The 22,797-nt window shown below is 54.4% G+C and carries 19 protein-coding genes and 2 tRNA genes; 9 read left to right on the forward strand and 12 right to left on the reverse strand.

Features of this window, described 5'->3' with window-relative positions; genetic code table 11:
- Position 1: 1 nt before the first annotated feature.
- On the forward strand, positions 2-649 hold the full coding sequence (grxB, locus tag TU92_RS02800; RefSeq protein WP_112164441.1) for a glutaredoxin 2: 648 nt from the start codon (positions 2-4) through the stop codon (positions 647-649).
- Between the two features lie 146 nt (positions 650-795).
- Positions 796-1,359 carry a lipoprotein gene (locus tag TU92_RS02805; protein ID WP_112164442.1) on the forward strand — a complete coding sequence of 188 codons (564 nt, stop codon included), beginning with the start codon at positions 796-798 and terminating at the stop codon, positions 1,357-1,359.
- A gap of 73 nt (positions 1,360-1,432) precedes the next feature.
- Here TU92_RS02805 and TU92_RS02810 read toward each other — a convergent pair whose 3' ends face one another.
- From TU92_RS02810 to TU92_RS02825, 4 genes are all read right to left on the reverse strand, one after another.
- A complete protein-coding gene (locus tag TU92_RS02810; RefSeq protein WP_112164443.1) occupies positions 1,433-2,017 on the reverse strand; it encodes a TorD/DmsD family molecular chaperone in 585 nt (194 codons plus the stop codon).
- A gap of 60 nt (positions 2,018-2,077) precedes the next feature.
- Positions 2,078-2,818 carry a phosphatase gene (locus TU92_RS02815; protein ID WP_112164444.1) on the reverse strand — a complete coding sequence of 247 codons (741 nt, stop codon included), beginning with the start codon at positions 2,816-2,818 and terminating at the stop codon, positions 2,078-2,080.
- A gap of 66 nt (positions 2,819-2,884) precedes the next feature.
- On the reverse strand, positions 2,885-3,826 hold the full coding sequence (gene ghrA / locus TU92_RS02820; RefSeq protein WP_112164445.1) for a glyoxylate/hydroxypyruvate reductase GhrA: 942 nt from the start codon (positions 3,824-3,826) through the stop codon (positions 2,885-2,887).
- A 125-nt stretch (positions 3,827-3,951) separates the two neighbouring features.
- Positions 3,952-5,433 (reverse strand): peptide MFS transporter, encoded by a 1,482-nt coding sequence (locus tag TU92_RS02825; protein WP_112164446.1) that lies wholly within the window; start codon positions 5,431-5,433, stop codon positions 3,952-3,954.
- A gap of 395 nt (positions 5,434-5,828) precedes the next feature.
- Here TU92_RS02825 and TU92_RS02830 point away from each other — a divergent pair.
- Positions 5,829-5,918, forward strand: a tRNA-Ser gene (locus TU92_RS02830).
- Between the two features lie 61 nt (positions 5,919-5,979).
- Here the strand turns inward: TU92_RS02830 and TU92_RS02835 are convergent.
- From TU92_RS02835 to TU92_RS02845, 3 genes are read right to left on the reverse strand one after another with little or no spacing between them, the layout of a single operon-like run.
- Positions 5,980-6,282: a PTS sugar transporter subunit IIB gene (locus TU92_RS02835; RefSeq protein WP_112164447.1), complete on the reverse strand. Its 303-nt coding sequence runs from the start codon at positions 6,280-6,282 to the stop codon at positions 5,980-5,982.
- Positions 6,283-6,294: 12 nt separating this feature from the next.
- Positions 6,295-7,599, reverse strand: a complete 1,305-nt coding sequence (locus TU92_RS02840; protein WP_112164448.1) for a PTS sugar transporter subunit IIC — start codon at positions 7,597-7,599, stop codon at positions 6,295-6,297.
- Positions 7,600-7,612: 13 nt separating this feature from the next.
- The gene (locus TU92_RS02845) at positions 7,613-9,031 is read right to left on the reverse strand and encodes a glycoside hydrolase family 1 protein (protein ID WP_112164449.1); all 1,419 of its coding nucleotides are present in this window, start codon (positions 9,029-9,031) and stop codon (positions 7,613-7,615) included.
- A gap of 383 nt (positions 9,032-9,414) precedes the next feature.
- On the opposite strand from TU92_RS02845, the gene TU92_RS02850 reads away from it, so the two are divergent.
- Positions 9,415-9,504 (forward strand) — tRNA-Ser (locus TU92_RS02850).
- Positions 9,505-9,593: 89 nt separating this feature from the next.
- Here TU92_RS02850 and astE read toward each other — a convergent pair.
- The 5 genes from astE to TU92_RS02875 are packed head-to-tail and all read right to left on the reverse strand — an operon-like array spanning position 9,594 to position 15,744.
- A complete protein-coding gene (astE, locus tag TU92_RS02855) occupies positions 9,594-10,574 on the reverse strand; it encodes a succinylglutamate desuccinylase (protein WP_112164450.1) in 981 nt (326 codons plus the stop codon).
- 18 nt (positions 10,575-10,592) lie between these two features.
- Positions 10,593-11,936, reverse strand: a complete 1,344-nt coding sequence (gene astB / locus TU92_RS02860) for an N-succinylarginine dihydrolase (protein WP_112164451.1) — start codon at positions 11,934-11,936, stop codon at positions 10,593-10,595.
- Positions 11,937-11,946: 10 nt separating this feature from the next.
- Positions 11,947-13,425, reverse strand: coding sequence for a succinylglutamate-semialdehyde dehydrogenase (gene astD / locus TU92_RS02865; RefSeq protein ID WP_112164452.1), 1,479 nt, complete (start codon positions 13,423-13,425; stop codon positions 11,947-11,949).
- On the reverse strand, positions 13,422-14,495 hold the full coding sequence (gene astA / locus TU92_RS02870; protein WP_112164453.1) for an arginine N-succinyltransferase: 1,074 nt from the start codon (positions 14,493-14,495) through the stop codon (positions 13,422-13,424). Before astA ends, astD begins: the two co-directional genes overlap by 4 nt.
- Before the next feature lie 28 nt (positions 14,496-14,523).
- Positions 14,524-15,744, reverse strand: a complete 1,221-nt coding sequence (locus TU92_RS02875) for an aspartate aminotransferase family protein (RefSeq protein WP_112164511.1) — start codon at positions 15,742-15,744, stop codon at positions 14,524-14,526.
- A 776-nt stretch (positions 15,745-16,520) separates the two neighbouring features.
- Between TU92_RS02875 and TU92_RS02880 the strand changes: the two genes are divergently transcribed.
- From TU92_RS02880 to TU92_RS02900, 5 genes are all read left to right on the forward strand, one after another.
- Complete coding sequence (locus TU92_RS02880; protein ID WP_112164454.1) at positions 16,521-17,507, forward strand: autoinducer 2 ABC transporter substrate-binding protein; 987 nt, start codon at positions 16,521-16,523, stop codon at positions 17,505-17,507.
- A gap of 158 nt (positions 17,508-17,665) precedes the next feature.
- The gene (locus tag TU92_RS02885) at positions 17,666-19,183 is read left to right on the forward strand and encodes a sugar ABC transporter ATP-binding protein (protein ID WP_112164455.1); all 1,518 of its coding nucleotides are present in this window, start codon (positions 17,666-17,668) and stop codon (positions 19,181-19,183) included.
- Positions 19,176-20,165 carry an ABC transporter permease gene (locus TU92_RS02890; protein ID WP_112164456.1) on the forward strand — a complete coding sequence of 330 codons (990 nt, stop codon included), beginning with the start codon at positions 19,176-19,178 and terminating at the stop codon, positions 20,163-20,165. The genes TU92_RS02885 and TU92_RS02890 overlap by 8 nt, the downstream gene beginning before the upstream one ends.
- A gap of 1 nt (position 20,166) precedes the next feature.
- Positions 20,167-21,120 carry an ABC transporter permease gene (locus tag TU92_RS02895; RefSeq protein ID WP_112164457.1) on the forward strand — a complete coding sequence of 318 codons (954 nt, stop codon included), beginning with the start codon at positions 20,167-20,169 and terminating at the stop codon, positions 21,118-21,120.
- 29 nt (positions 21,121-21,149) lie between these two features.
- A complete protein-coding gene (locus TU92_RS02900) occupies positions 21,150-22,790 on the forward strand; it encodes an FGGY-family carbohydrate kinase (RefSeq protein ID WP_112164458.1) in 1,641 nt (546 codons plus the stop codon).
- Positions 22,791-22,797: the final 7 nt, after the last annotated feature.

Raw genomic sequence — 22,797 nt, forward strand, 5'->3', positions numbered from 1 at the left:
TATGAAACTTTACGTTTACGAACATTGCCCTTTTTGCGTTAAAGCACGCATGATTTTCGGTCTGAAGAACATTCCCGTTGAGATCAAAGTCCTGCTTAACGACGACGAGAAAACCCCGATTTCGATGGTGGGTAAAAAGATGGTGCCGATCCTGCAAAAACAGGATGGCAGTTTCATGCCAGAAAGTATGGATATCGTGAATTTCATCGATAAAAGTGACCGCAAACCGCTGCTGACCGGGGCAACCAACGCTGCCATTGCGACCTGGCTGCGCCACGTCTCTGAATATACCGGCCGTCTGTTACTGCCTCGCTTTGCCGCTGCGCCGCTGGAAGAGTTCGCCACACCGGAAGCGCGTAAGTATTTTTCTGATAAAAAGCAGGCAGCCAGCGGTGATTTTCAGGAGCATCTGAAACACTCCGATGGTCTGGTGAAAAAAATCAGTCAGGATTTGCGCGCCCTCGACAAACTGATCGTCGAGCCTAACGCGGTGAACGGCGAACTGTCTGAGGATGATATTCATCTGTGGCCGTTGTTGCGTTCGCTTTCTATTGTTCAGGGCATCGACTGGCCATCCCGCGTGCAGGCGTACCGGGACAATATGGCGAAACAAACCCAGGTCAATCTGTTCACCGGCATCGCCCGCTAATCCTTTCTTACTGCCGGAAGCCCGCTTCCGGCTCATTTTGCTTTTCTTCTTTGCCCTCAGCACTTAGGCTAATCAGCGTTGTCTGATTGGAGCCATGCCGTTTAGCGGTCATGCTGACAAAATAGTGTTCATGTAATGAGGGAAGAATGACAAAACGAATTCTCGGTGCCGCATTTTTGCTGTGCGCCACTCTGCTGACCGGTTGTAACCAGCTCACGCAATACACCATCAGCGAGCAGCAGGTAAATGACTACCTGCAAAAGAACAACAATTTCCAGAAGCAGCTCGGGGTGCCGGGTCTGGTCGATGCGAAAATCGTTCTGACCAACCTCAGCAGCCAGATTGGCCGCGCTGATCCGGGCGTGGTGACACTGACCGGCGATGCCAGCGTGGATATTTCCTCGCTGTTCGGCCCGCAGAAAGCCGATATGCATCTGACGCTCAAGGCCAATCCTTCGTTTGACCGCGAGAAAAGCGCCATTTTCCTCAAAGACATGCAGGTGGTGGATTACACCATCAAGCCGGAAAAAATGGACAGCGTGATGAAAGGCCTGATGCCGTATCTGAACAACTCGCTGAAAACCTACTTTGACCAGCGTCCTGCCTACGTGCTGAACGCCGATCACAGTAAAGGCGAAGCGATGGCTAAAAAACTGGCGAAAGGCCTTGAAGTGAAACCGGGGCAACTGGTGATCCCTTTCACTGACTGATTTAGCCAGACGCTGTTAAATAAAAAGCCCGGCACATCTTCATGGCCGGGCTTTTTGCATTTCAGGAGGACGATTACTGATCGTCTTCCTCGTCATCTTCCAAATCGTCCGGCAGCTGCTCTTCCAGTTCGTCACGCATCGCCTGCAAGGCTTCACGGCTGATTTCAGACAGCGTGCGGTAGAAACCGCTGGTCGCATGAGCTTCTACTTTGCCGAGGAATTTGCCGCACCACGGAAACAGGAATTCATCGAACAGCGTAATTTGTGCCGTGACTTCATCTTCCGTTGACTGGTCTTCCAGCCATGATGCGGCCAGCAGCATCGCGCCGAAATGGTCAGCAGGTCCGTCGCCCAGCGGCATTCCGCGCTGTTGCAGGAAAGTCCGCACGTCCATTTCATTCGCGCCTTCGACATAATCACTGCGAAAAGGCGAAACAGCGCATTCGGAACCGACAAACAGATGATTAAATTCAGCGGCCAGCGTTTCCGGGTTAGCGCTTTCCTGCAAACGGATCAACAACGCGCTTTGCTCCAGCGGCCAGTGCTCACGCAGCTTACCGTCCTGAATCAGGCCAAAAAGCGGAACCAGTAAAGGATCCTGCGGCTGGCGGTAAAACAACGTGCCGAGAACGCGGCAAACAATCGAAAATTCATTCATAACAGTAACCTGATCAGACGATGTAAAGGGTCAAACCCCTGCGAATTGGCGGCGACAATGTCACAGTTCGCTGAGTTCTGCAATTGGCGTACGGCCACGCTTCTCAAGAAAATCAAGGAAACGGCGCGGGCTGACGTTCAGAATACGGTCTTCAGGGAAATCAATCTCCTGCAAAATACGTTCGCAGTGCTCAAATCCCCCCAGTGAATAGGCGATATGCGAATCCGATCCCAGCGCCAGCCAGCCACCTGCCTCTTTAACTGCCAGCGCAATCGCGCGACAGTTAGGCTCACTGCCTTTACGTGAGTGAATAAACGAGGAGTTATTCAACTCCAGCGCCACGTCATATTTTGCCGCCGCGGCAGCCACGGCGGGAATATCAATCGGATATTTCGGGTTGCCGGGATGGGAAATAATATGCACCTCGCCGCCCGCCATCGCGGCAATCATTGCGGCGGTATGGGTTTCTTTATCGACCGGCTGCATCACCGGCTCATGGAAACCGGCAATGATCACATCGATTTCATCAAGCATCGGGCCGGTGCAGTCAATGTCGCCGTTGATATTTTTGATGTTCGATTCGATACCGCGCAGGATGCCTACCCCGTTCACCAGACGTGGCCAGACGCGCATATTCATAAAGTGCCAGTAATGCGGCGCATCAGCCATATCCGGGCCGTGGTCGGTAATGGCAAACAGCTTAATGCCCTTTTCGACTGCTTCATCAATGTAATCATGCAGCGTGCTGTAAGCATGCGTGCTGGCAACGGTGTGCATATGTAAATCGACCGGGTACGGCATGTGCTCTCCTTGAGAATGTTACGCTGCGGCGCAATGGCCTCAGCTTTAATAATGTTAGCAGATGAGTCAGTAACCTCGTTCAAGATCGACACGCCCTGCCGGTTCACGCCCCGCCTCCATCGCCAGAATATTCCTGACAATGCTGTCCATCGCTTCTTCCGGCAGTGTATCTGCCGCCACGTGCGGCGTAATGCTTACGCGCGGATGCGACCAGAACGGATGCATGGCCGGTAACGGTTCTTCGACGAAAACATCAAGCTGGGCGGCGGCAATTTGCCCGCTGTCCAGCGCGCGCAGTAAATCGCCTTCCACCAGATGACTGCCCCGACCGAGGTTAATCAGGTACGCATTATGCGACAGGAATGTGAACAGTTGATGATTGAGCGTCCCGGCGGTGTGCGGCGTATTGGGCAAAAGGTTAATCAATACTTTGCAGTCGGTTGCGAATGCGGCTAACTGATCGTCACCGTAAAAACTGTGCACACCCTCGATGGATTTCGGGCTACGGCTCCAGCTGCGCACGGAAAATTGCATTCCCACAAGCGCCTCGGCCACCCTGCTGCCGAGTACGCCCGCGCCGAGAATACCGATGGTGAAATCACTGCGGGAATGCGGCGTAAGCGGACGCCACTGCTTTTGCTGCTGGAACAGCTGGTATTCATCCATGCGGCGGAAATAGCGCAACACGCTGGCCACCGCATATTCCTGCATTTGCAGCGCCATGCCAGTGTCTTCAAGGCGGATCAGCGGCACTCCTGCGGGCAGTGTGCCGGGCTGACGCTGTTCCTGCGTGAGAATGGCATCGACGCCTGCTCCCAGCGCAAAAATGCCCTTAAGTTCTTTACGCGACGCCAGCATCGCATGCGGCGGACGCCAGACCAGTGCGTAGTCGGCGGGCTGATGGTCGGCGGCGTTCCAGGCACGGACATTGGCCTGCGGCAGTCTTTTTGTTATTCCATCAATCCAGAGTTTTGCATCAAATGTAGGGTGGTAGAAAATTATGTTCATCTTTGTGACCTCCGTTGTCCTGATAGATTTCCCTGAATATCATCAGGATGCAACCCTGAGGCTGAAAAAAGAACAGGCCCCGAAATTCGGAGCCTGTGAGATGGGAAATTGAGGTGAGAAATAACTCAGGCAGCAGCGGGTTCGCGGCTGATCATTTTGCGTAACAGCGGGATCAACACCAGCAGAACGACGCCGGTGGCGACAGAGCCCCAGCCCAGCGCGTTGAACACCTGGCTGTAGCCCGGATTGGTCAGTACCGGTGTGCTGCCAGCGTTCTGTGGCATCAGCCCGGAGATGTAACTCGCCAGCACCGAGGCTACGCCGGTGACCATCATCCAGCAGCCCATCATCACGCCCTGATAGCGGGCCGGAGCGAGTTTGCCTATCATCGCGTAGCCGATCGGTGAAATCAGCAGCTCGCCGATACTTTGCAGCAGATAGCTGATGGCAATCCATTTGAACGCCACCAGCCCGTCGCCGCCCGCCAGATGGATACCCAGCGGCAGCACCAGCATTCCCAGCCCCATGCAAAACAGGGAGGCGGAGAATTGTGTCGGAATATCAATGTTCCAGCCGCGCTGACGCAGGTTTTTAAACCACAACGCCATCAGCGGGCCGCCGATGACAATCACCACGGTATTAATATTTTGAATCCACTGCGGCGCAACGCGGATGCCGTAAACGTTCAGATTAATATTGTGTTCGGAAAAGAGCATCAGGCCCATCGGTGCCAACTGATACAGCGTCCAGAACACCAGTGAACCCAGTGCCAGCAGCAGATAGGCTTTCATGCGGCGGCGTTCGTCACCCTCGCGATGACGGAACGTTACCATCGCCATCAGCGCGAAGATAATCACGCCCAGCACCACGACGAAGTAGCTGCTGAACTCGGCGTGGGTCAGCAGAATGCGGATAACCGGCACCAGCACCACCAGAATCGCGATGCCGATGGCCATGCGGCGCAGCATCTGGCTGCGGCTGGCCTCTTTAAGGGGCGTGCTGATATCGGCCAGAATCGACCAGCGAGAAAGCGTCACGACAATCGCCGCCACGTTACCCAGCGTGGCAAACAGGAACAGCGCGCGATAGTTTTCGCTGAGCTGGAAATACCCGGCGACAGCAAACCCGATAAAGAAGCCGAGATTCATCCCGGCATAGTTCCACAGGAAGGCCGATTCGCGGCGGTCATCGTCCGGCGCAAAGCGCTGCGTCAGCATCATGTTCAGACAGGTGACGTTCAGCCCGCTGCCGGTGAGGAACATCGCCAGCCCCCAGTACAGGCCGGTGACGCCTTCCAGCGCAATCAGTGCGCAACCGAAGACCTGTAACACCATTCCCAGCACGAACAGATTCCGATTGCTCAGATAACGTCCGCCGAGGTAGCCGCCGAACATGTGCAGGCCGTAGTTGAATGCCCCGAAGACGCCCATAATAGCGTTGGCGTTGTCTTCGCTAAAACCGAGTTTTTTGGTGGCATACAGCACCAGCGTGGAATACAGCACCGCGAAGCCAAGCGTCGCGAATGTCTGAACGAAGAATAACGTGCCCGCACCGGCGGGGATCGCCGTACGGTGATGCGACGTGGTCGCGTTATTTGGCTGACTCAAGAATGACCCCTGTCGTGGTATGTGAAATTAACACTGCTTCGTCTGGTGACTTTTACGGTTCTATTAGGAAGCAATTTTTCAAAGGGCACTGTTATACCTCCGCCAATGCTGTTTTTCACAACATATGTTGCTATTTGTGAGTAACAAAAAGTGTTTGCGGGTAAATTGCGCTTTTATGCAGTCTGGCTAATTATTTATTCACTTTAATTAGCGCAGCTAATGACCTTGTGCAACAGTTTCCGTTTGCTCAGGCTTAAAGCATTATTTGTTCTGTAAATCATCAGATTGCTCTAAGTTTGGCTAATCGGCACGGATCCTGCAAAAGAGTGTTGACGATGGGCCCGCTTTTCCCTACATTAGCGCCGGTCAGCAGTACTGCGGTGCAGCTGATAGCTGGAGAGGTGTCTGAGTGGCTGAAGGAGCACGCCTGGAAAGTGTGTATATGAGCAATCGTATCGAGGGTTCGAACCCCTCTCTCTCCACCACATTATAAGTGAAAGGCCCGGATGAAAATCCGGGCCTTTTTCTTTTGTGTTTTTTACCCGCCTATCCCTTAAGCGCGATGGCCTGCGCCAATACCGCCGTCCCGTTCATTCGCCCGTAACTCAGCATATCAATCGCCGCGACCGGTCTGGTGCCCTGCGTTACCGTCTCCACACGCGCTTTGAGATACGCCACCTGCGGCCCAAGCAAAATCACATCCGCCTTCGGCCACTCTTCATTTAGCCTGACATCCGGGATCGCCCAAATTTCCGCTTCAATATTTTGCTCTTTAGCCGCCGCCGTCATTTTTCCCATCAGCATGCTGGTCGACATACCGGCATTACACACCAGTAAAATTTTGATCATAGTTACGTCCTTTTAAGAGTGAGCCGTCTGCGCGACGCGTTCGGCAAATTTGAGAAATGGCAGATAAAACATCACGGTCAGCGCGATCAGTACTGCCTGCAAAACGGCGGCACGCCAGTCACCGCCGGTGGCAAGAAAGCCGGAAATCAGCGGCGGCGTGGTCCACGGGATTTGCACAGTGACATGATTGATCCAGCCCCACGCGGTGGCGTAATACGCAATGGTCAGGCTGAAGACGGGCGCTAAGACAAAAGGAACGATCAGCGCCGGATTGAACACAATCGGCAGTCCAAAGATGATCGGTTCGCTGATATTGAACAGGCACGGCGCAGTGGCCATTTTGGCGATATCGCGGTAATCCTTCTTACGGCTGAAAATAAAAATGGCGATCAGTAAACCGATAGTGTTCCCCGAACCGCCCATCACGCCAAAGGTGTCTTTAAACGCCATACAGATGATGTTAGGAATGTCCTGATGCTGCGCGAATGCCAGCGTGTTTTCCTGCATAGTGTTCAGCAGGAAGGGATCCAGTACTGCCCCTGATATCACGCCCTGATGGATGCCCACCGAGAAGAAAAGATTGGCGACGGTAGTGATAAACAGAAAGCCCGGCAGGCTGGTCGTAACAGATTTCAACGGCTGCTGAATCATCGTTGCGATCAGCGTGTTGACGTCCATACCGCTCAGCGATTTGATGGCAAATGATCCGACGGCAAAGCACATCATCGTCAGCATCACCGGGATCAGCGTGTTGAACGAATTAATGACTGCAGGGGGGATCGCCCCGCCGCTGATATTCACCTGCAAACGCTGGTTGCCCGCCAGACGAATAAACAGTGAGGTAACCATCAGCCCGGTCAGAATGCCGACGAACATTCCGGCAGATCCGGTTGAGGCGAAGCTGATGCCGCCGGTAACTTCCACCGGCAGCTGTGAATCCAGCGCGGTGAGATGAAGGGTTTGCGGCATAAAAATCACCACGACAGCCACCGACAACAGCACTGGCGCAATCGCATTTTGATAGTTTTTATTTTGGCAAAGGTGATACGCCCCGGCGGCCGCAATCAGAATCGAAATAAAATTCAGTGAGCCATTAACGACAGAATTCCCGATGGCCTGTATATCGCTCAGATGCAGCGGAGTTATCAGACCGGACAATATTCCGTCCGGTTTTAATAATGTGTTATTGAGCAACACCATTAATCCCGCCAGCACAAAAAAAGGCATCAGCGAGGCAAAGGCGTCGCGCAACGAACGCAAATGTACCTGACCGCCAATATGCTGAGCGACCATAACGGCTTTATCCATCAGTTTCATGTTTATTTCCCTGTCAAAATTCGGTGTAAAATCCGTCGAATTCAAATCCATTTTCATCACTGAGTTTTTTGTAGAACTCACCGCTTAATTTAACCGTACGCTGTTGGGAATTCAGGTCTAATGCCACTAATCCGTAGCGGTTTTTATAGGCATTGATCCACGACCAGCAATCAATAAACGTCCACAAATGATAACCGTTGATATTACACCCTTCGCCAATGGCCTGATGCACATACGCCAGATGATTTTTAATATAGCCGATGCGATATATGTCCTGAACCTGCCCGTTTTGCATAAAACGTTCTTCATCCGCCACGCCCATGCCGTTCTCGGAAATAAAAGCGTCGATGTTGCCGTAGTTATCACGAATATCGATACACAGGTCATAAATCCCTTTCTCGTAAATCTCCCAGCCACGATGGGGATTAAATCGGCGTCCCGGCATGACATAACTTTCGAAAAACCATTCAGGCATAAACGGCGATTGTGGATCCACGGCAGCGGTGCGTGCTTTCACCCGCCGGGGTTCGTAATAATTCAGGCCAAGGATCTGGACGGTGTTGTCGCGAATAACCGCCAGATCCTCCGGCGTATAAGTCGGTAAATGTCCGTACTGCTTCAGGGTGTCTGTCAGTTTTTGAGGGAATGTCCCTTTCACTGACGGATCGAGGAAACTGCGGTTATAAAACAGATCGGCATATTCAGCAGCCTGTTTATCAAAGCCATTTTCACTGCGCGGATAAGTCGGGCTCAGATTAAGGATGATGCCGATTTTGCTGCCAAGTCCGTGGCGTTTAAACACTTCAATGGCTTTGGCACTCGCGAGGACGGTATTAAAAGCCACCTGCACGCCGCGTTTAAAATCCACCACATTCGGATAATGGAAATCTTCCATATACCCGCCGAGCACCGGCCCCAGCGGTTCATTGAAGGTAAACCAGTGGAAGACCAGATCGCCAAAAGCAGCAAAGCAGGTGTCAGCGAAACGCACATAGGCATCGACAACCTCGCGGCTTTCCCATCCGCCCTTTTGCATCATGCGTTCAGGCATATCGAAGTGGAAGAGATTGGCGAAAGGCTTAATGCCGTTGGCATTCATCTGGTTAAGCATATCGCGGTAAAACGCGATCGCCTCCTGGCTGACGTCGCCATCCCCCTCGGGGAAGAGCCGTGCCCATGAAATGGAAAGCCGGAAAGAATTATGTCCGGTCTCTTTCATGAGCTGAATATCTTGCGGATAGCGGTGGAAGAAATCCGTAGCGGTTTCGGTGTTCACTCCCCGGTAAAAACGATTGGGTTCTTTATCCCACGACATATCCCATTGGGTACGTCCTTTACCAGTATTTCCTTTGCCCTCTGCCTGCTCTGCTGACCAGGCACTTCCCCACCAGAATCCTTCAGGGAATTTAAGAAATTTTTTATCGTGATGCATCGCGCGGTCCTTTTATGGCAATAACTGCCGGTTATTTTTATCAATTCCATTTTTGAACAGCGCCAGCATAAAATTAAATATTGAGGAATAAAGACTTGGTTTATTGTTTAGTTTTTTTCTGTGAGCTATTTCCAGTTTCAACTTTAAGCCGCTATTTAAATTCAGGCATCACGCCTACTCTCTGTGAAATATTCAGCCCGCCGTCAAATCATCACTTTTAAATATGAACATACCGAGATTTATACAACCAAAGGATAATTGAGGCCGCTCACCTCTGAGCAGTCTGTGAGCAACCGGCGCAAAACGTCGAAATTCTGCTTGACCCTTTTCGGCAGTCTCCCTATAGTAGCGCCCCGTTGCAACGTTCGCGATGTAACGAAAACGGTGAGGTGTCTGAGTGGCTGAAGGAGCACGCCTGGAAAGTGTGTATACGAGAAATCGTATCGAGGGTTCGAACCCCTCTCTCACCGCCAAATTATAGAAAAAGGGTCCTGATGAAAATCAGGACCCTTTTTCTTTTTCCGTTCAAAAACCCGATGATCCAGATGTAACTGCTCAGAAATTACATTTTCGTCAGCATCAGTCCGGCCCTGAGTCCCATCGCCACGTTCGGGTTCGGGAACAGCACCACTTCTTCCTCCGCCTCCACCCGATAGGTTTTGCCGCTTTCCTGCGCAATCACAAACCCTTTCTTGAAAGCGGTGAAATTCAGGGCATCGCCGGGAACGAACAGCTGAAAATCCTCTTTGGAGCGGATCACGTCCTGCACTACGCGGTAATGTAACAGGGGAGAATCGGCTTCACGCTCAGGCAACGGTTCACCGCTGACCAGTGTTTCCAGCGCACGCCGCACGCCGCTAAACTGCGCGTGATCGTTGCTGCCAAACGGTGAGGCTTTACCGAGTTCGAGCGTGCAACTGTCGGCCTGAAATACCTCACTGCTGAAATGAGTAAAGGTTCCGCCGGGCGAACGGTGATGCACCAGGGCGTCCAGCCCGGCGGCGTCCAGCCATTCGAGCATCACTTTGCCCTGCTGGCGTGGCTGAAACGGCAGCAGACCGAAACGCACGTGTTGAGATCCACGGATAGCGGTGTGCAAATCATAGTGGAAGCGCTGCGTCGCGCCGGCAGCCGAAGCGCTGCGGTAAAACAGCGCCATCACCTGCTCCAGTTCCTGCGCACGGCGGGTTTCATCATTCGGCTTGTAACGGGCATGGCGGCCACCGAACATGCGGTTCATGTCGGCCTCAACATACCGTTGGTTGATGCGCATCGACGGCGGATTCCCCAGCAGCACCAGCAGCCGGACAGTCAGCGGACGCGCGCCAGACAACAGATCGTCAACCAGCTGGTTTAGCAGCTCTATCGGCGCCGTTTCATTGCCGTGAACACCGGCGGAAATAACCACTGCCGTTTCGCAGGGCTGACGCGGCGACAGCTCAAGAATGCCTTCACCGCGCCACTGCCAGTCCAGCGTTTCCGTTTGCCCGCAAGGCTCGGCAACCGGATCGCCGGAAAGTGTCATCGCCAGTAAATCAAACATGGTTCACTCCTTTGAAGCTCAGCGCTGGAACGGATAAATCGGACCGAGACCGAGAATATTGGTCAGCTCGTCGAGCGCGGTACGCACTTCGGTGAGCAATTGCGGATCGGCCAGATCTTTCGCCTGCATGCGGTCGCGGTAGTGTTTATCCACCCAGTTATTGAGACTGATAAACTGCGTATCGCTCATCAGCGAACCGACGTTGACCGCATTCAGTTCGTTACGGTTTAACGCCACGCGCAGGCGCAAACACGCCGGGCCGCCGCCGTTGCGCATACTTTCGCGCAGATCAAACACTTCAATCTGATTGACTGGGCCACCGCTTTCCACCAGGGCCGACAAATATGCCCAGACGCCGACGTGCTGACGGGATTCTTCCGGTACCACCAGCAACATTTTACCGTCGGATTTGGTCAGCAACTGGCTGTTAAACAGATAAGTCGCCACGGCATCATCGAGAGAGACGCTGGCCTGCGGCACTTCTATTGGCTGGAAATCCAGTTCAAGCGCCGCCATTTTGCGGCGAATTTCATCAAGTCCAGTGGCGGAATTCACAAACGCCTGCTGATGATGGAACAACACGTTGCCGTTGCTGACAGAAATGACGTCGTTGTGGAATACGCCGCTGTCGATGGCCTGCGGGTTTTGCTGAATAAACACCGTACGCTTTTCGTCGAGCTGATGCAGACGCGCAACGGCATCGCTGGCTAAACGGGTCTGACGCGCCGGATACCGCACCGGTTCATTATCACCGGTCACCAGCCCGTCGCGGCCATAGACAAACACCTGCACGCCGGGCTTATCGTATTCCCCGCACAGCCGGTTATGGTTAGCTGCGCCTTCATCACCCAGCGCCCCCACCTGCGGCAACGCCGCGTGGTGGGCAAAGTAGCGATCCGCATGAAACGTCGCGCGCAAAATCGCTGATGTTGTATCGGCTTCGATGGCGCGATGAAATTTATTATTCAGGTTAGCGACGGTGAAATGCACCCGCCCGTCCGCGCTGTCGGCGGAAGGCGACACCGTGGCCGCATTCGCCACCCACATGGATGACGCTGAACTCAGCGACGACAGCAAACGCGGGGAATAAGCCTGCGCTTTTGTCAGCACTTCGCGGTCGCTGCCGCCAAAACCCATCTGCCGTAAGGTGCTGAGATGCGGGCGTTCGTGCGGTGGCAAAATGCCCTGCGCAAACCCCAAATCCGCCAGCGCTTTCATTTTCAGCAGGCCCTGCTTCGCTGCCAGACGCGGGTTCGCCACCGCATTCTGGTTTTTAGTCGAGGCTTCGTTGCCAAACGACAGCCCCGCATAATGGTGCGTCGGCCCGACCAGTCCGTCGAAATTTGCTTCACATCCAGACATGCCTGTCTCCTCAGGTTGTGCGGAAATCAATACCCGGCGACAGCGTCGCGGGGAGTTCCAGCTTGTCTGTTTCCAGCGAGGCCATCGGCCACGCGCAGTAATCCGCCGCATAATAAGCGCTCGGACGATGATTGCCCGACGCACCGATGCCACCAAATGGCGCATTGCTCGAGGCGCCGGTCAGCGGTTTGTTCCAGTTCACAATGCCTGCCCGTGCTTCCAATAATAGCTGCTCAAACTGAACCCGCTCAGCGGAAATCAGGCCGGTCGCCAACCCGAAGCGGGTCTGATTGGCCAGAGCGATGGCGCTGTCAAAGTCGCTGTAGCGATAAATACTCAGCAGCGGTCCGAAATACTCTTCATCAGGAACGCCTGCCACGCCGGTAAGATCGATAATCCCCGGCGTCAGCACGGTGTTAAGGGGATCCGGGCGGGTCATTAACAGCAGCGGTTTACCGCCCAGCGCCATCAGACTGTCCTGTGCTTTCAACATGTTGCGAGCCGCCGCGTCAGAAATCACGCCGCCGATAAAAGGCTGCGGTTCGTCATTCCAGCCGCCGGTGCGGATCTGCATCGTGACATCCAGCAAACGTGCGATAAATGCATCGCCCGCCGCGCCCTCTCTGACCAGCAAACGACGCGCACAGGTGCAGCGCTGTCCCGCAGAAATAAATGCCGACTGAATGGTCAGGTTCACCGCAGCATCAATGTCTTCCACCGGCTCGACGATCAGCGCATTGTTCCCGCCCATCTCCAGCGCCAGAATTTTTTCCGGCTGACCGGCCAGCTGGCGATGCAGCTGGTAGCCGGTGCCTGCGCTGCCGGTAAACAGCAGGCCATCAATAGCCGCACAGGCCGCCAGCGCTTCGCCGGTCGCACGCCCGCCCTGCACCAGATTCAGCACGCCTTCCGGCAAACCGGCCTGCTCCCACAGTTTCACGGTTTCTTCAGCCGTTTTCGGCGTCAGTTCGCTCGGTTTGAAAACGATCGTATTGCCTGCCAGTAATGCCGGAACAATGTGCCCGTTCGGCAGATGGCCGGGGAAGTTATATGGGCCGAATACCGCCAGCACGCCGTGCGGACGATGGCGCAGCACCGCTTCACCATCGGGCATTGCGGTGTGTTTTTCACCGGTACGGTGCTGATTGGCTTCCAGTGAAATCGCCACTTTGCCAATCATCGCCTGAATTTCTGTCAGCGTTTCCCAGCGTGGTTTGCTGGTTTCCTGGCTGATGACCTCTGCCAGCCGGGCTTTATGTTCGGTGAGTAATTCGGCGAAACGGGTAATGACTTCCGCGCGTTCGGCCACGGTTTTGCGCGCCCAGACAGGAAATGCTGTACGGGCGGCGAGGCAGGCCATATCGACATCTTCCGCATTGGCGCTGAGCGCGGACCACAGCATTGTGTTATCCGCCGGATTGGTTTTGTTCAGCTGCGCGCCCTGTCCGCTACGCCACTGGCCCTGAATAAAGAGTGCGGGTTGCATCATGCGAGTGTTTCCTTTTTAAGAGATTGCGGAGCGGGATTGGGATCTTTGCCTGGAAAGAGCGCCACGGCACGCAGGTTATCGCCTTCGCGCAGGCCAAGAATTTCAGCCTCAGTGGCGCTGAGCGTCAGAGATTCTGGCGTTTCTCCGCCGGTAATCAGTAACGCGCGGAAATTCTGGTACTGTTCGTTCGCCACCAGATACAACGGCTCGTCGGCCCCTTCACTGTGCTCTGCGAGCCGGACCGGCATCAGGCGGCTCTCTTTGACGGCGCGCAGCTGATCAATTTCGCCCTCCAGCGTCGGGCCCGCGTCGAAAATATCTACATATCCTTGATAACTCAGACCTTCGCCTTCCAGCACCGCGCGCGCTGGTGCGGTTTGCGGATGCACTTCGCCAATCACCGCCCTGGCGTCGTGACTAAGCAGTTCGGTGTACAGCGGATGTTTGGGCATCAGTTCGGCAATAAAGGATTTCTGTCCCATCCCGGTCAGCCGGTCGGCTTCGGCGAATTCCATCCCGAAGAAATGCCGTCCGACGCTGTCCCAGAACGGTGAGTGACCGGTGTCATCAGACACGCCGCGCATTTCGGCGATCACCTTGCGGGAGAAGTATTGGCGGAACGCCGCCAGAAACAGAAAACGGACTTTCGCCAGCAACTGACCGTTTTTGCCGTTGCGATAATCATTGTCGAGAAAGAGCGTGCAAAGCTCGGTGTAACCGGTGTGATCGTTGCTGAGAAACAGCGTCGGCACCGGCTTATAAATGTTCAGACTTTTGGACGCGTGCACCAGCGTGCCGAGGCGGAAGTTGTACCAGGGCTCACTCAGGCCGACCGCCACTTCGATGGCGCTCACGCCCACGACTTTCTGCTGCTCCGTGTCTTCGAGCACAAACAGATAGCCCTGATCGGCTTTCTCCAGACTGCCTTCCCAGGTCGCCACAGAACGTTCAATGCGCGCACGCAGATGCACTTCATCCTTGGGCAAAGACGTTAAACCGATGCCGGTTTTGCCTGACAACTGCAGGATATCGGCGAGATCGCCGGGCCGCACAGGTCTAATCAACATCATAATGCTTTACCTCATTCATACAGAGAAATCACACGCACAGGCGTGCAACAGCGCGTTCCAGCCGGTTTAGCCCTTCTTCGATATCTGCGCCCGGAATAATCAGCGATGGCGCGAAACGCAGAACGTTTGGCCCGGCAATCAGGGCGATCAGCCCCTCTTCTGCCGCCAGCGTATTGAGCTGTTTCGCCTGATCTTTATAGCGTTCGCTCATCACTGCGCCGAGTAACAGGCCCTGACCGCGTACCTGACTGAAGACGTGATAACGGTCGTTGATGCGCTTAAGACCGGCGATAAACCACTCATGACGTTTGCTGACACCAGATAACACCTCTGCCGTGTTGATCATCTCGAACACTTTGCCCGCCACCGCGGTCGCCAGCGGGTTGCCGCCATAGGTCGTGCCGTGAGTACCCGGCTGGAACAGCACGGCGTAACGGTCGGTGGTCAGCATCGCGCCTATCGGGAAACCGCCGCCGAGCGCCTTGGCACTGGTCAAAATATCCGGCACCACGCCATAGTGCTGATAGGCATACAGCTCGCCAGTGCGGCCCACGCCGGTCTGCACTTCATCAAAAATCAGCACGGCCTGATGCTTGTCGCACAGTTCGCGCAAGCCTTGCAGGAATTCGGCGTCTGCAGGCACCACGCCGCCCTCGCCCTGAATGGGCTCGACGATCACCGCGCAGGTGCGGGAGGAAATCTGGCTGGCCACGGCGGCCAGATCGTTAAACGGCAGATGAGTAATGGCCGGTGGCAACGGCGCGAAATCTTCCGAATATTTCGGCTGACCGCCCGCGGTAACGGTAAACAGCGTGCGGCCATGGAAGGCGTTTTTGAAGGCGATGATTTCATTCTTTTCGCCGCCGGCTTTATGGCCATAGAGTCGCGCCAGCTTCAGCGCCGCTTCGTTGGCTTCTGCACCGGAGTTACAGAAAAAGACTTTGTCGGCGAACGTCGCGTCAATCAGTTGCTTCGCCAGGCGCAATACCGGCTCGTTGGTATAACCGTTGCCCAGATGCCAGACCTTATCGGCCTGCTCATGCAGCGTTTTACGAATTTCAGGATGCGCATGTCCCAGCGCGTTCACCGCAATCCCCCCCGCAAAATCCACGTAGTCTTTTCCCGCCTGATCCCATAACCAGGAGCCTTCGCCGCGCACCGGAATAAACGCGGCAGGGGCATATACCGGCACCATCCAGTCATCAAAGTTCTGGCGGCTGACGTTTTGCGGTTGCTGTTGGTGTTCCATATAAACCTCTTTATTGAATGCCAGTGACTGGCTGAATTCAGGGTGCAGGTTTCCGCCCCCCAAACTGGCGGGAATTCTGGTTATTGTTTTGTTATCTAAAAGTTAATGAATAATCTCACTCAGTCTCATCATAGAGTGCAGTCTTCGTGCCAGCAAAGGATAAAAGTGAATAAAACGGGCGAGGGATAGAAAAAACAATCACTTAAAAGCGGCCATTATTCATTTAAATTGCATAAAAAATGAATAAGCAAAAAAATCCCCTTTCGTAGCAACGAGGGGCAGAGAATGAGTATGCAGCGAATTATTTTCATTTCAGCTGACAGATATTGTGCAGGATTGTGATCCGGCGCGTGTCCGCACTCCCGCTTCGTGGTGCAACGCCCGATAACGGTGCGACTCCGCACTTTTTTGGCGCAATCACGCTCCGTGACCGCCTTCACACTCTGCGTAAATAAAAACCAGCCACTCCAGTTTTCCCGCGCCCGTCGGCCTTCACTTAGCAAATACGATGCACAAATGTTAATGAATTGTTTATTTATTGTGTGAATGTTATCGGTAACTTCAGCCGACCTTGGTCTTCCCTGCACTTTTCATGGTTTTAAATAACCTAAAATTAACAAATAAAATCACAAAAATTAACATTTTCGGGTGCTGATCACATTTCATTCACGACTGCGCGAAAACGGCTTTCCCGTTAAGTTAATCTCTGAGTGTGGAATAAATAACCACCGCCCGTCCCCTACACCAGAACAGAACATCATAAGAAAGGTACAGACATGAAATTTAACCTCGCATTAGTCAATGCATGTGTGGTTTCAGCATGCATGTTATTCACCACTCCAACGTTCGCCGCCAAGCCTTACGATATCGCCGTGGTCGCGAAAGTGACCGGTATTCCCTGGTTCACCCGCATGGAAGTCGGCGTAAAAGAAGCCGCGCAGAAACTCAATGTCAATGCCTATCAGGTCGGTGGTTCAACGCCGGATCCGGCTCAGCAGGTAAAAGTGATTGAAGACCTGATCGCTAAAAAAGTGGACGCCATTATCGTGGTGCCAAACGACGCCAAAGTATTAGAACCAGTACTGAAAAAAGCCCGTGAACAAGGCATCGTCGTGCTGACCCATGAATCTCCGGACCAACAAATCGGTCAGTGGGATATCGAAACCATTGATAGTCAGAAATATGCTGAAGCCAATATGGATGAGCTGGCCAAAGACATGGGCAGTAAAGGCGGATATGCAATTTACGTCGGTTCACTGACCGTGCCATTGCACAACGCGTGGGCGGATGCGGCTATCAAATATCAGAAACAAAAATATCCGGATATGCATGAAGTCACGTCACGTTTGCCGGTGGCAGAAAATATCGACAAGTCTTACTCCACTACGCTCGATTTGATGAAAACCTATCCTGACCTGAAAGGGATCATCGGATTCGGTTCACTCGGCCCGATCGGTGCGGGTCAGGCAGTTCAGCAGAAACGTGCGAAAAATAAACTCGCCGTCGTCGGTATCGCCATGCCTGCACAGGCTGCGCCATACCTGATGCGTGGTGATATCAAGAAAGTCCTGTTGTGGGATCCGAAAGATGCTGGCTTTGCGCTGGTGAGCGTCGCCGATCAGCTGTTACAGGGTAAAGAAGTGACTAAAGATCTGAGCATTGAAGGGCTGGGTAAAGCCGATGTCGATATGGATAAGCACGTTATCCGCTTTAATAAAATTCTCGAAGTGACGTCTGAAAATGCAAAATCTCTTGGTTTCTAAAATAACGATACACGTTTAATTTTTACCGGGAATATTTTTATTCCCAACGCCATCACCAGGCAAATAGGAACAGGTACGGCGTAGTTTGTGGTGCCGTATCTGCTTTTCTATAAGACATATCAAAAATATAAAACAATGAACGCAGAAAGGATAATGTGATGAATGTTCTCACGCCCGCCGTTCCTGCTGAGGCGTTTATCAGCCTCGAGAAAATCAGTAAAAAATTCCCCGGCGTTTTGGCGCTGGATAATGTCAGCCTGACGTTGAATAAAGGCGAAGTGCACTGTCTGGCCGGTCAGAATGGCTGCGGTAAAAGCACCATTATTAAAGTTATTTCCGGCGTCTACCAGCCGGAAAAAGGCGCAAATATTACGCTCGACGGGAAATTATTTCACACATTAACGCCGCAACTTTCTTCTTATTACGGCATTCAGGTTATTTATCAGGATTTGTCTTTATTCCCTAATTTATCGGTCGCCGAAAATATTGCCGTTCACCGCTATTTGCCGGGCGGCGATTTTTGGGTACACCGCGAGGCGATGCGTAAAAAAGCGATTGCCGCCATGCAACGGGTCGGCGTTTCTCTCGACCCGGATCGTAAAGTCGAAAAATTATCCATCGCTGACCGCCAGCTGGTGGCCATTTGCCGCGCCATCGCCGCCGACGCCAGTCTGGTTATTATGGATGAACCGACCGCGTCGCTGACCCGTACCGAAGTCAACGGCCTGCTGCGGGTGGTGAATGAGCTGAAGGCCGCGGGCATTTGCGTCGTTTTCGTCAGCCACCGATTGGATGAGGTGATGGAAGTCGCCGACCGCATCAGCGTGATGCGCGATGGCAAACTGGTCGGCACCTATCCGGCCAGCAGTCTCGACAGCAACGAACTGGCGTTCCTGATGACCGGACAGCGTTTCAGCTACAGCCATCTGCCGCACCGCGCACCCGCAGAAGCCACCCCGCTGCTGGAAGTCAGCCATCTCAGCCGCCAGGGCCAGTATCAGGATATCTCTCTGTCACTTCGTCAGGGGGAAATCACCTCGATTATCGGCCTGCTCGGTTCCGGGCGTACCGAACTGTGCCTGAGCCTGTTCGGCATGAGTAAGCCGGACAGTGGGGAAATCCGCGTCAATGGCAAAGTGGTGAAATTTCACAGCAACCGTGACGCTATCCGTCAGGGGATCGCTTATGTGTCCGAAGACCGTCTGACGCAGGGGCTGATCATGGAACAATCCATTTATGACAACACGCTGGTGTCGATTTTCGGCAAGCTGCAAACCCGCACCGGCCTGATGGATCATCGCAAAGCGGCATCGGTGGTCAAAGACCTGATCCGCGACCTCAACATTAAAGTCTCCGACAGTGGTCTGCCGGTGAAAACGCTCTCCGGCGGTAATGCACAACGTATCGCCATCGCCAAATGGGTGGCGACGCAGCCACATATTCTGATCCTTGATTCGCCGACCGTCGGCGTGGATATCGCCAATAAAGAAGGCATCTACCGCATTGCGCGGGATCTGGCGGAATCCGGCATGGCGGTACTGATGATTTGCGATGAAATTCCTGAAGCCTATTACAACAGTCACCGCGTGCTGGTGATGCGCAAAGGTGAACTGGTGGCCGAGTTCGCCCCGCATCAGAGCAGCGAAGCGCAGATTGCGGAGGCGATCAATGGATAACAAAAACCTCTCGAAGTTGATTTCTCAACACGAATTCTGGCTGGGACTACTGGTGCTGGCGTTGGTGATTGGCCTGAGCATAAGCACTCAGGAATTCATGACGCTCGGCAACCTGACCGACGTCGCCACCAGTTACGCCATTCTCGGCATTCTGGCCTGTGGCCTGTTTGTGGTGCTGATTGCCGGCGGGATTGATATCTCCTTCCCTGCCGTCACCTCCATCGGGCAGTACGTGATGGCGAGTTACATCATTCACCACGGCGGCAGTTTCCCGCTGGCGTTTGCGATGTCGATGGGCACCGGTTTATTGCTCGGGCTGGTCAACGGTTTTCTGGTCTACTGGCTGCGCGTTCCGGCCATCATCATTACTATCGCCACGCTGAACCTGTTCTACGGTTTGCTGGTGTATCTCACCAATGGCACCTGGCTGTACGGATTCCCCGACTGGTTTATGAACGGCATCAGCTGGTTCAAATTTACCGCCGCCGATGGCTACGACTATGGACTTACGCTGCCGCTGCTCAGCCTGCTGGGCGTAATTATCGCCACCGGCGTACTGATGAACCGTACCCGCGTTGGCCGCCAGATTTACGCGATGGGCAGCAACCGCGACGCCGCCTCGCGCCTCGGCCTGAACATTCTGCGCCTGCATTTTTACGTCTACGGCTTTATGGGATTACTGGCGGGGATCGCCGCCGTGGTTCAGGCGCAAATCACCCAGTCGGTCGCACCGAATTCCCTGCTCGGCTACGAGCTGACGGTGCTGGCCGCGGTGGTTCTTGGCGGCACCAGCATGACCGGCGGACGCGGTTCGCTGACCGGCACCATTCTCGGCGTCATGCTGCTGGCATTTTTGCAAAACGGACTGACGCTGCTGAGTATTTCCTCTTACTGGCATCAGGTTTTCAGCGGCGTGATCATTTTGATCAGCATCAGCAGCACCGCGTGGAACGAAAAACGCAAACTGGCGAAGGGGATGTGACATGAGCACCTTAAACCGATTTTTCCCCGGCGACCGCATCATCCGTTTGCAGTTGCTGATCATCGTCGCCGTGGCCGTGTTGTTCTCGTTCACGCTGGGTGGCAGTTTTTACAGCGTCGGTAATTTCCAGTCGATCTCCTCGCAGCTGCCGATTCTGGGCATGCTGGCGCTGGGGATGGGTATCACCATGCTTACCGGCGGGATTAACCTGTCGGTGATTGCCGGGGCCAACGCCTGTTCTCTGGCAATGGCGGCAATTATGGTCGCGCACCCCGGCCAGCCGGAATATTTCGCGCTGGCCTTGCTGGCCGGACTGGCGGTTGCCGTGGTGATTGGCGTGCTAAACGGTGCGCTGATCGCTTACATCGGTGTATCGCCGATTCTGGCGACCCTCGGCACCATGACGCTGATCGCCGGGCTGAATATTCTGCTCACCAACGGCGCGGTGATTTCCGGTTTCCCACCGGCGATTCAGTATCTCAGCAACGGCAGCGTGCTCGGTATCCCGGTCGCCCTGCTGCTGTTTCTGCTGGTCGCGCTGCTGTTGTGGGTGTTACTCGAACACACCACGCTGGGCCGCAGCCTGTATCTGATGGGCTCCAACGAACAGGCCACGCGCTTTAGCGGCGTCAACACCCACAAAGTCACCATCGCGGTGTACGTCCTTTCCGCCCTGCTCGGCTGGGGCGCGGCGTTGCTGATGATGTCCAAATTTAACTCGGCGAAAGCGGGCTATGGCGACTCTTATCTGCTGGTCACCATTCTCGCGTCCGTGCTCGGCGGGATCAATCCCGACGGCGGGTTCGGACGGGTCATCGGGCTGGTGCTGGCGCTGATCGTCCTGCAAATGCTGGAAAGCGGCCTGAACCTGATGGGCGTCAGCAGTTACCTGACGATGGCACTCTGGGGCGGCGTCCTGATCCTGTTTATCGCCTTACAAAATCGACAATCTTAAGCTCACGCTTTTTACAGAAGGGAACGAACATGGCGAGTTATTTTATTGGAGTAGACGTAGGAACCGGCAGCGCCCGCGCGGGCGTCTTCGACATGACCGGCCGCATGGTCGGCCAGGCCAGCCGTGAGATCACGCTGTACCGCCCGAAAGCCGATTTCGTCGAGCAGTCTTCAGACGAGATCTGGCAATCCGTCTGCAACGCCGTCAAAGATGCGGTGAATCAGGCCGATATCAACCCGATTCAGGTCAAAGGCATCGGCTTCGATGCCACCTGTTCGCTGGTGGTGCTGGATAAAGAAGGCAAACCGCTGACCGTCAGCCCGTCAGGGCGCAGCGAGCAAAACATCATTGTGTGGATGGATCACCGTGCCATCACGCAGGCCGAACGCATCAACGCCACCGGCCATCGCGTGCTGGAATTTGTCGGCGGAATTATTTCACCGGAGATGCAAACACCGAAACTTTTGTGGCTGAAACAGCATATGCCAACGACATGGAACAACGTCGGGCATCTGTTTGATCTGCCGGATTTCCTGACCTGGCGCGCCACGCAGAGCACCACCCGTTCGCTGTGTTCTACGGTGTGTAAATGGACCTACATCGGCCACGAAGACCGCTGGGATCCGAGCTATTTCCGCCAGATCGGGCTGGAAGATTTGCTGGAAAACAACGCGGCGAAAATCGGCAGCGAGGTCAAAACCATGGGCGAACCGCTGGGGCATGGCCTGACGCAGCGCGCCGCCGCCGAAATGGGTCTGATGGCGGGCACGGCGGTCAGCGTGTCGATTATCGATGCCCACGCAGGCAGCCTTGGCATTCTCGGCGCCAGCGGAGCCTCCGGCGAATCGGCAGATTTCGACAACCGTATCGCGCTGATCGGCGGCACCTCGACGGCGCACATGGCGATGTCGCGCAGCGCCCGCTATATCGGCGGGATCTGGGGGCCGTACTTTTCCGCCATCCTGCCGGACTACTGGCTGAACGAAGGCGGCCAGTCCACTACCGGCGCGCTGATCGACCACGTCATTCAGTCACACCCTTGTTATCAGGACTTGCTTAAACAGGGCAAAGACAGCGGCAAAACCATCTATGAAGTGCTGAACGGCATTTTGCGCAAAATGGCCGGGGAGCCGGAGGATATTGCCTTCCTGACCAAAGACATTCATATGCTGCCCTATTTCCACGGTAACCGTTCGCCGCGCGCCAACCCGACACTCACCGGAACGCTGACCGGACTGAAGCTCTCGCGCACCCCGGAAGATATGGCGCTGCATTATCTGGCCACCATTCAGGCGCTGGCGCTCGGCACCCGTCATATTATTGAAACCATGAATCAGAGCGGTTACCGCATTGATACCATGATGGCCAGCGGCGGCGGCACCAAAAATCCGGTATTTGTCCAGGAGCACTCCAACGCCACCGGTTGTGCAATGTTACTGCCGGAAGAGAGCGAAGCGATGCTGCTCGGCAGCGCCATGATGGGCACGGTCGCGGCGGGCGCGTACGATTCTCTGCCGGAGGCGATGGCCGCCATGAGCCGTATCGGCAAAACCGTCACTCCGCAGACCAACAAAATCAAAGAATATTACGACCGTAAATACCGCGTATTCCATGAGATGTACCACGACAGCATGAAGTACCGCCGCCTGATGCAGGGGGAAACCGAGTGAATACAGA

Origin of the sequence: Rahnella inusitata, from assembly GCF_003263515.1 — a bacterium.
Classification (GTDB): Bacteria; Pseudomonadota; Gammaproteobacteria; order Enterobacterales; family Enterobacteriaceae; genus Rahnella; species Rahnella inusitata.

Excerpts from the sequence above, each read along its gene's own strand:
- grxB (WP_112164441.1), top strand. The coding sequence starts at position 2 with ATGAAACTTTACGTTTACGAACATTGCCCTTTTTGCGTTAAAGCACGC.
- TU92_RS02805 (WP_112164442.1), top strand. The coding sequence starts at position 796 with ATGACAAAACGAATTCTCGGTGCCGCATTTTTGCTGTGCGCCACTCTG.
- TU92_RS02810 (WP_112164443.1), bottom strand. The coding sequence starts at position 2,017 with ATGAATGAATTTTCGATTGTTTGCCGCGTTCTCGGCACGTTGTTTTAC.
- TU92_RS02815 (WP_112164444.1), bottom strand. The coding sequence starts at position 2,818 with ATGCCGTACCCGGTCGATTTACATATGCACACCGTTGCCAGCACGCAT.
- ghrA (WP_112164445.1), bottom strand. The coding sequence starts at position 3,826 with ATGAACATAATTTTCTACCACCCTACATTTGATGCAAAACTCTGGATT.
- TU92_RS02835 (WP_112164447.1), bottom strand. The coding sequence starts at position 6,282 with ATGATCAAAATTTTACTGGTGTGTAATGCCGGTATGTCGACCAGCATG.
- TU92_RS02840 (WP_112164448.1), bottom strand. The coding sequence starts at position 7,599 with ATGAAACTGATGGATAAAGCCGTTATGGTCGCTCAGCATATTGGCGGT.
- TU92_RS02845 (WP_112164449.1), bottom strand. The coding sequence starts at position 9,031 with ATGCATCACGATAAAAAATTTCTTAAATTCCCTGAAGGATTCTGGTGG.
- astE (WP_112164450.1), bottom strand. The coding sequence starts at position 10,574 with ATGTTTGATTTACTGGCGATGACACTTTCCGGCGATCCGGTTGCCGAG.
- astB (WP_112164451.1), bottom strand. The coding sequence starts at position 11,936 with ATGTCTGGATGTGAAGCAAATTTCGACGGACTGGTCGGGCCGACGCAC.
- astD (WP_112164452.1), bottom strand. The coding sequence starts at position 13,425 with ATGATGCAACCCGCACTCTTTATTCAGGGCCAGTGGCGTAGCGGACAG.
- astA (WP_112164453.1), bottom strand. The coding sequence starts at position 14,495 with ATGATGTTGATTAGACCTGTGCGGCCCGGCGATCTCGCCGATATCCTG.
- TU92_RS02875 (WP_112164511.1), bottom strand. The coding sequence starts at position 15,744 with ATGGAACACCAACAGCAACCGCAAAACGTCAGCCGCCAGAACTTTGAT.
- TU92_RS02880 (WP_112164454.1), top strand. The coding sequence starts at position 16,521 with ATGAAATTTAACCTCGCATTAGTCAATGCATGTGTGGTTTCAGCATGC.
- TU92_RS02885 (WP_112164455.1), top strand. The coding sequence starts at position 17,666 with ATGAATGTTCTCACGCCCGCCGTTCCTGCTGAGGCGTTTATCAGCCTC.
- TU92_RS02890 (WP_112164456.1), top strand. The coding sequence starts at position 19,176 with ATGGATAACAAAAACCTCTCGAAGTTGATTTCTCAACACGAATTCTGG.
- TU92_RS02895 (WP_112164457.1), top strand. The coding sequence starts at position 20,167 with ATGAGCACCTTAAACCGATTTTTCCCCGGCGACCGCATCATCCGTTTG.
- TU92_RS02900 (WP_112164458.1), top strand. The coding sequence starts at position 21,150 with ATGGCGAGTTATTTTATTGGAGTAGACGTAGGAACCGGCAGCGCCCGC.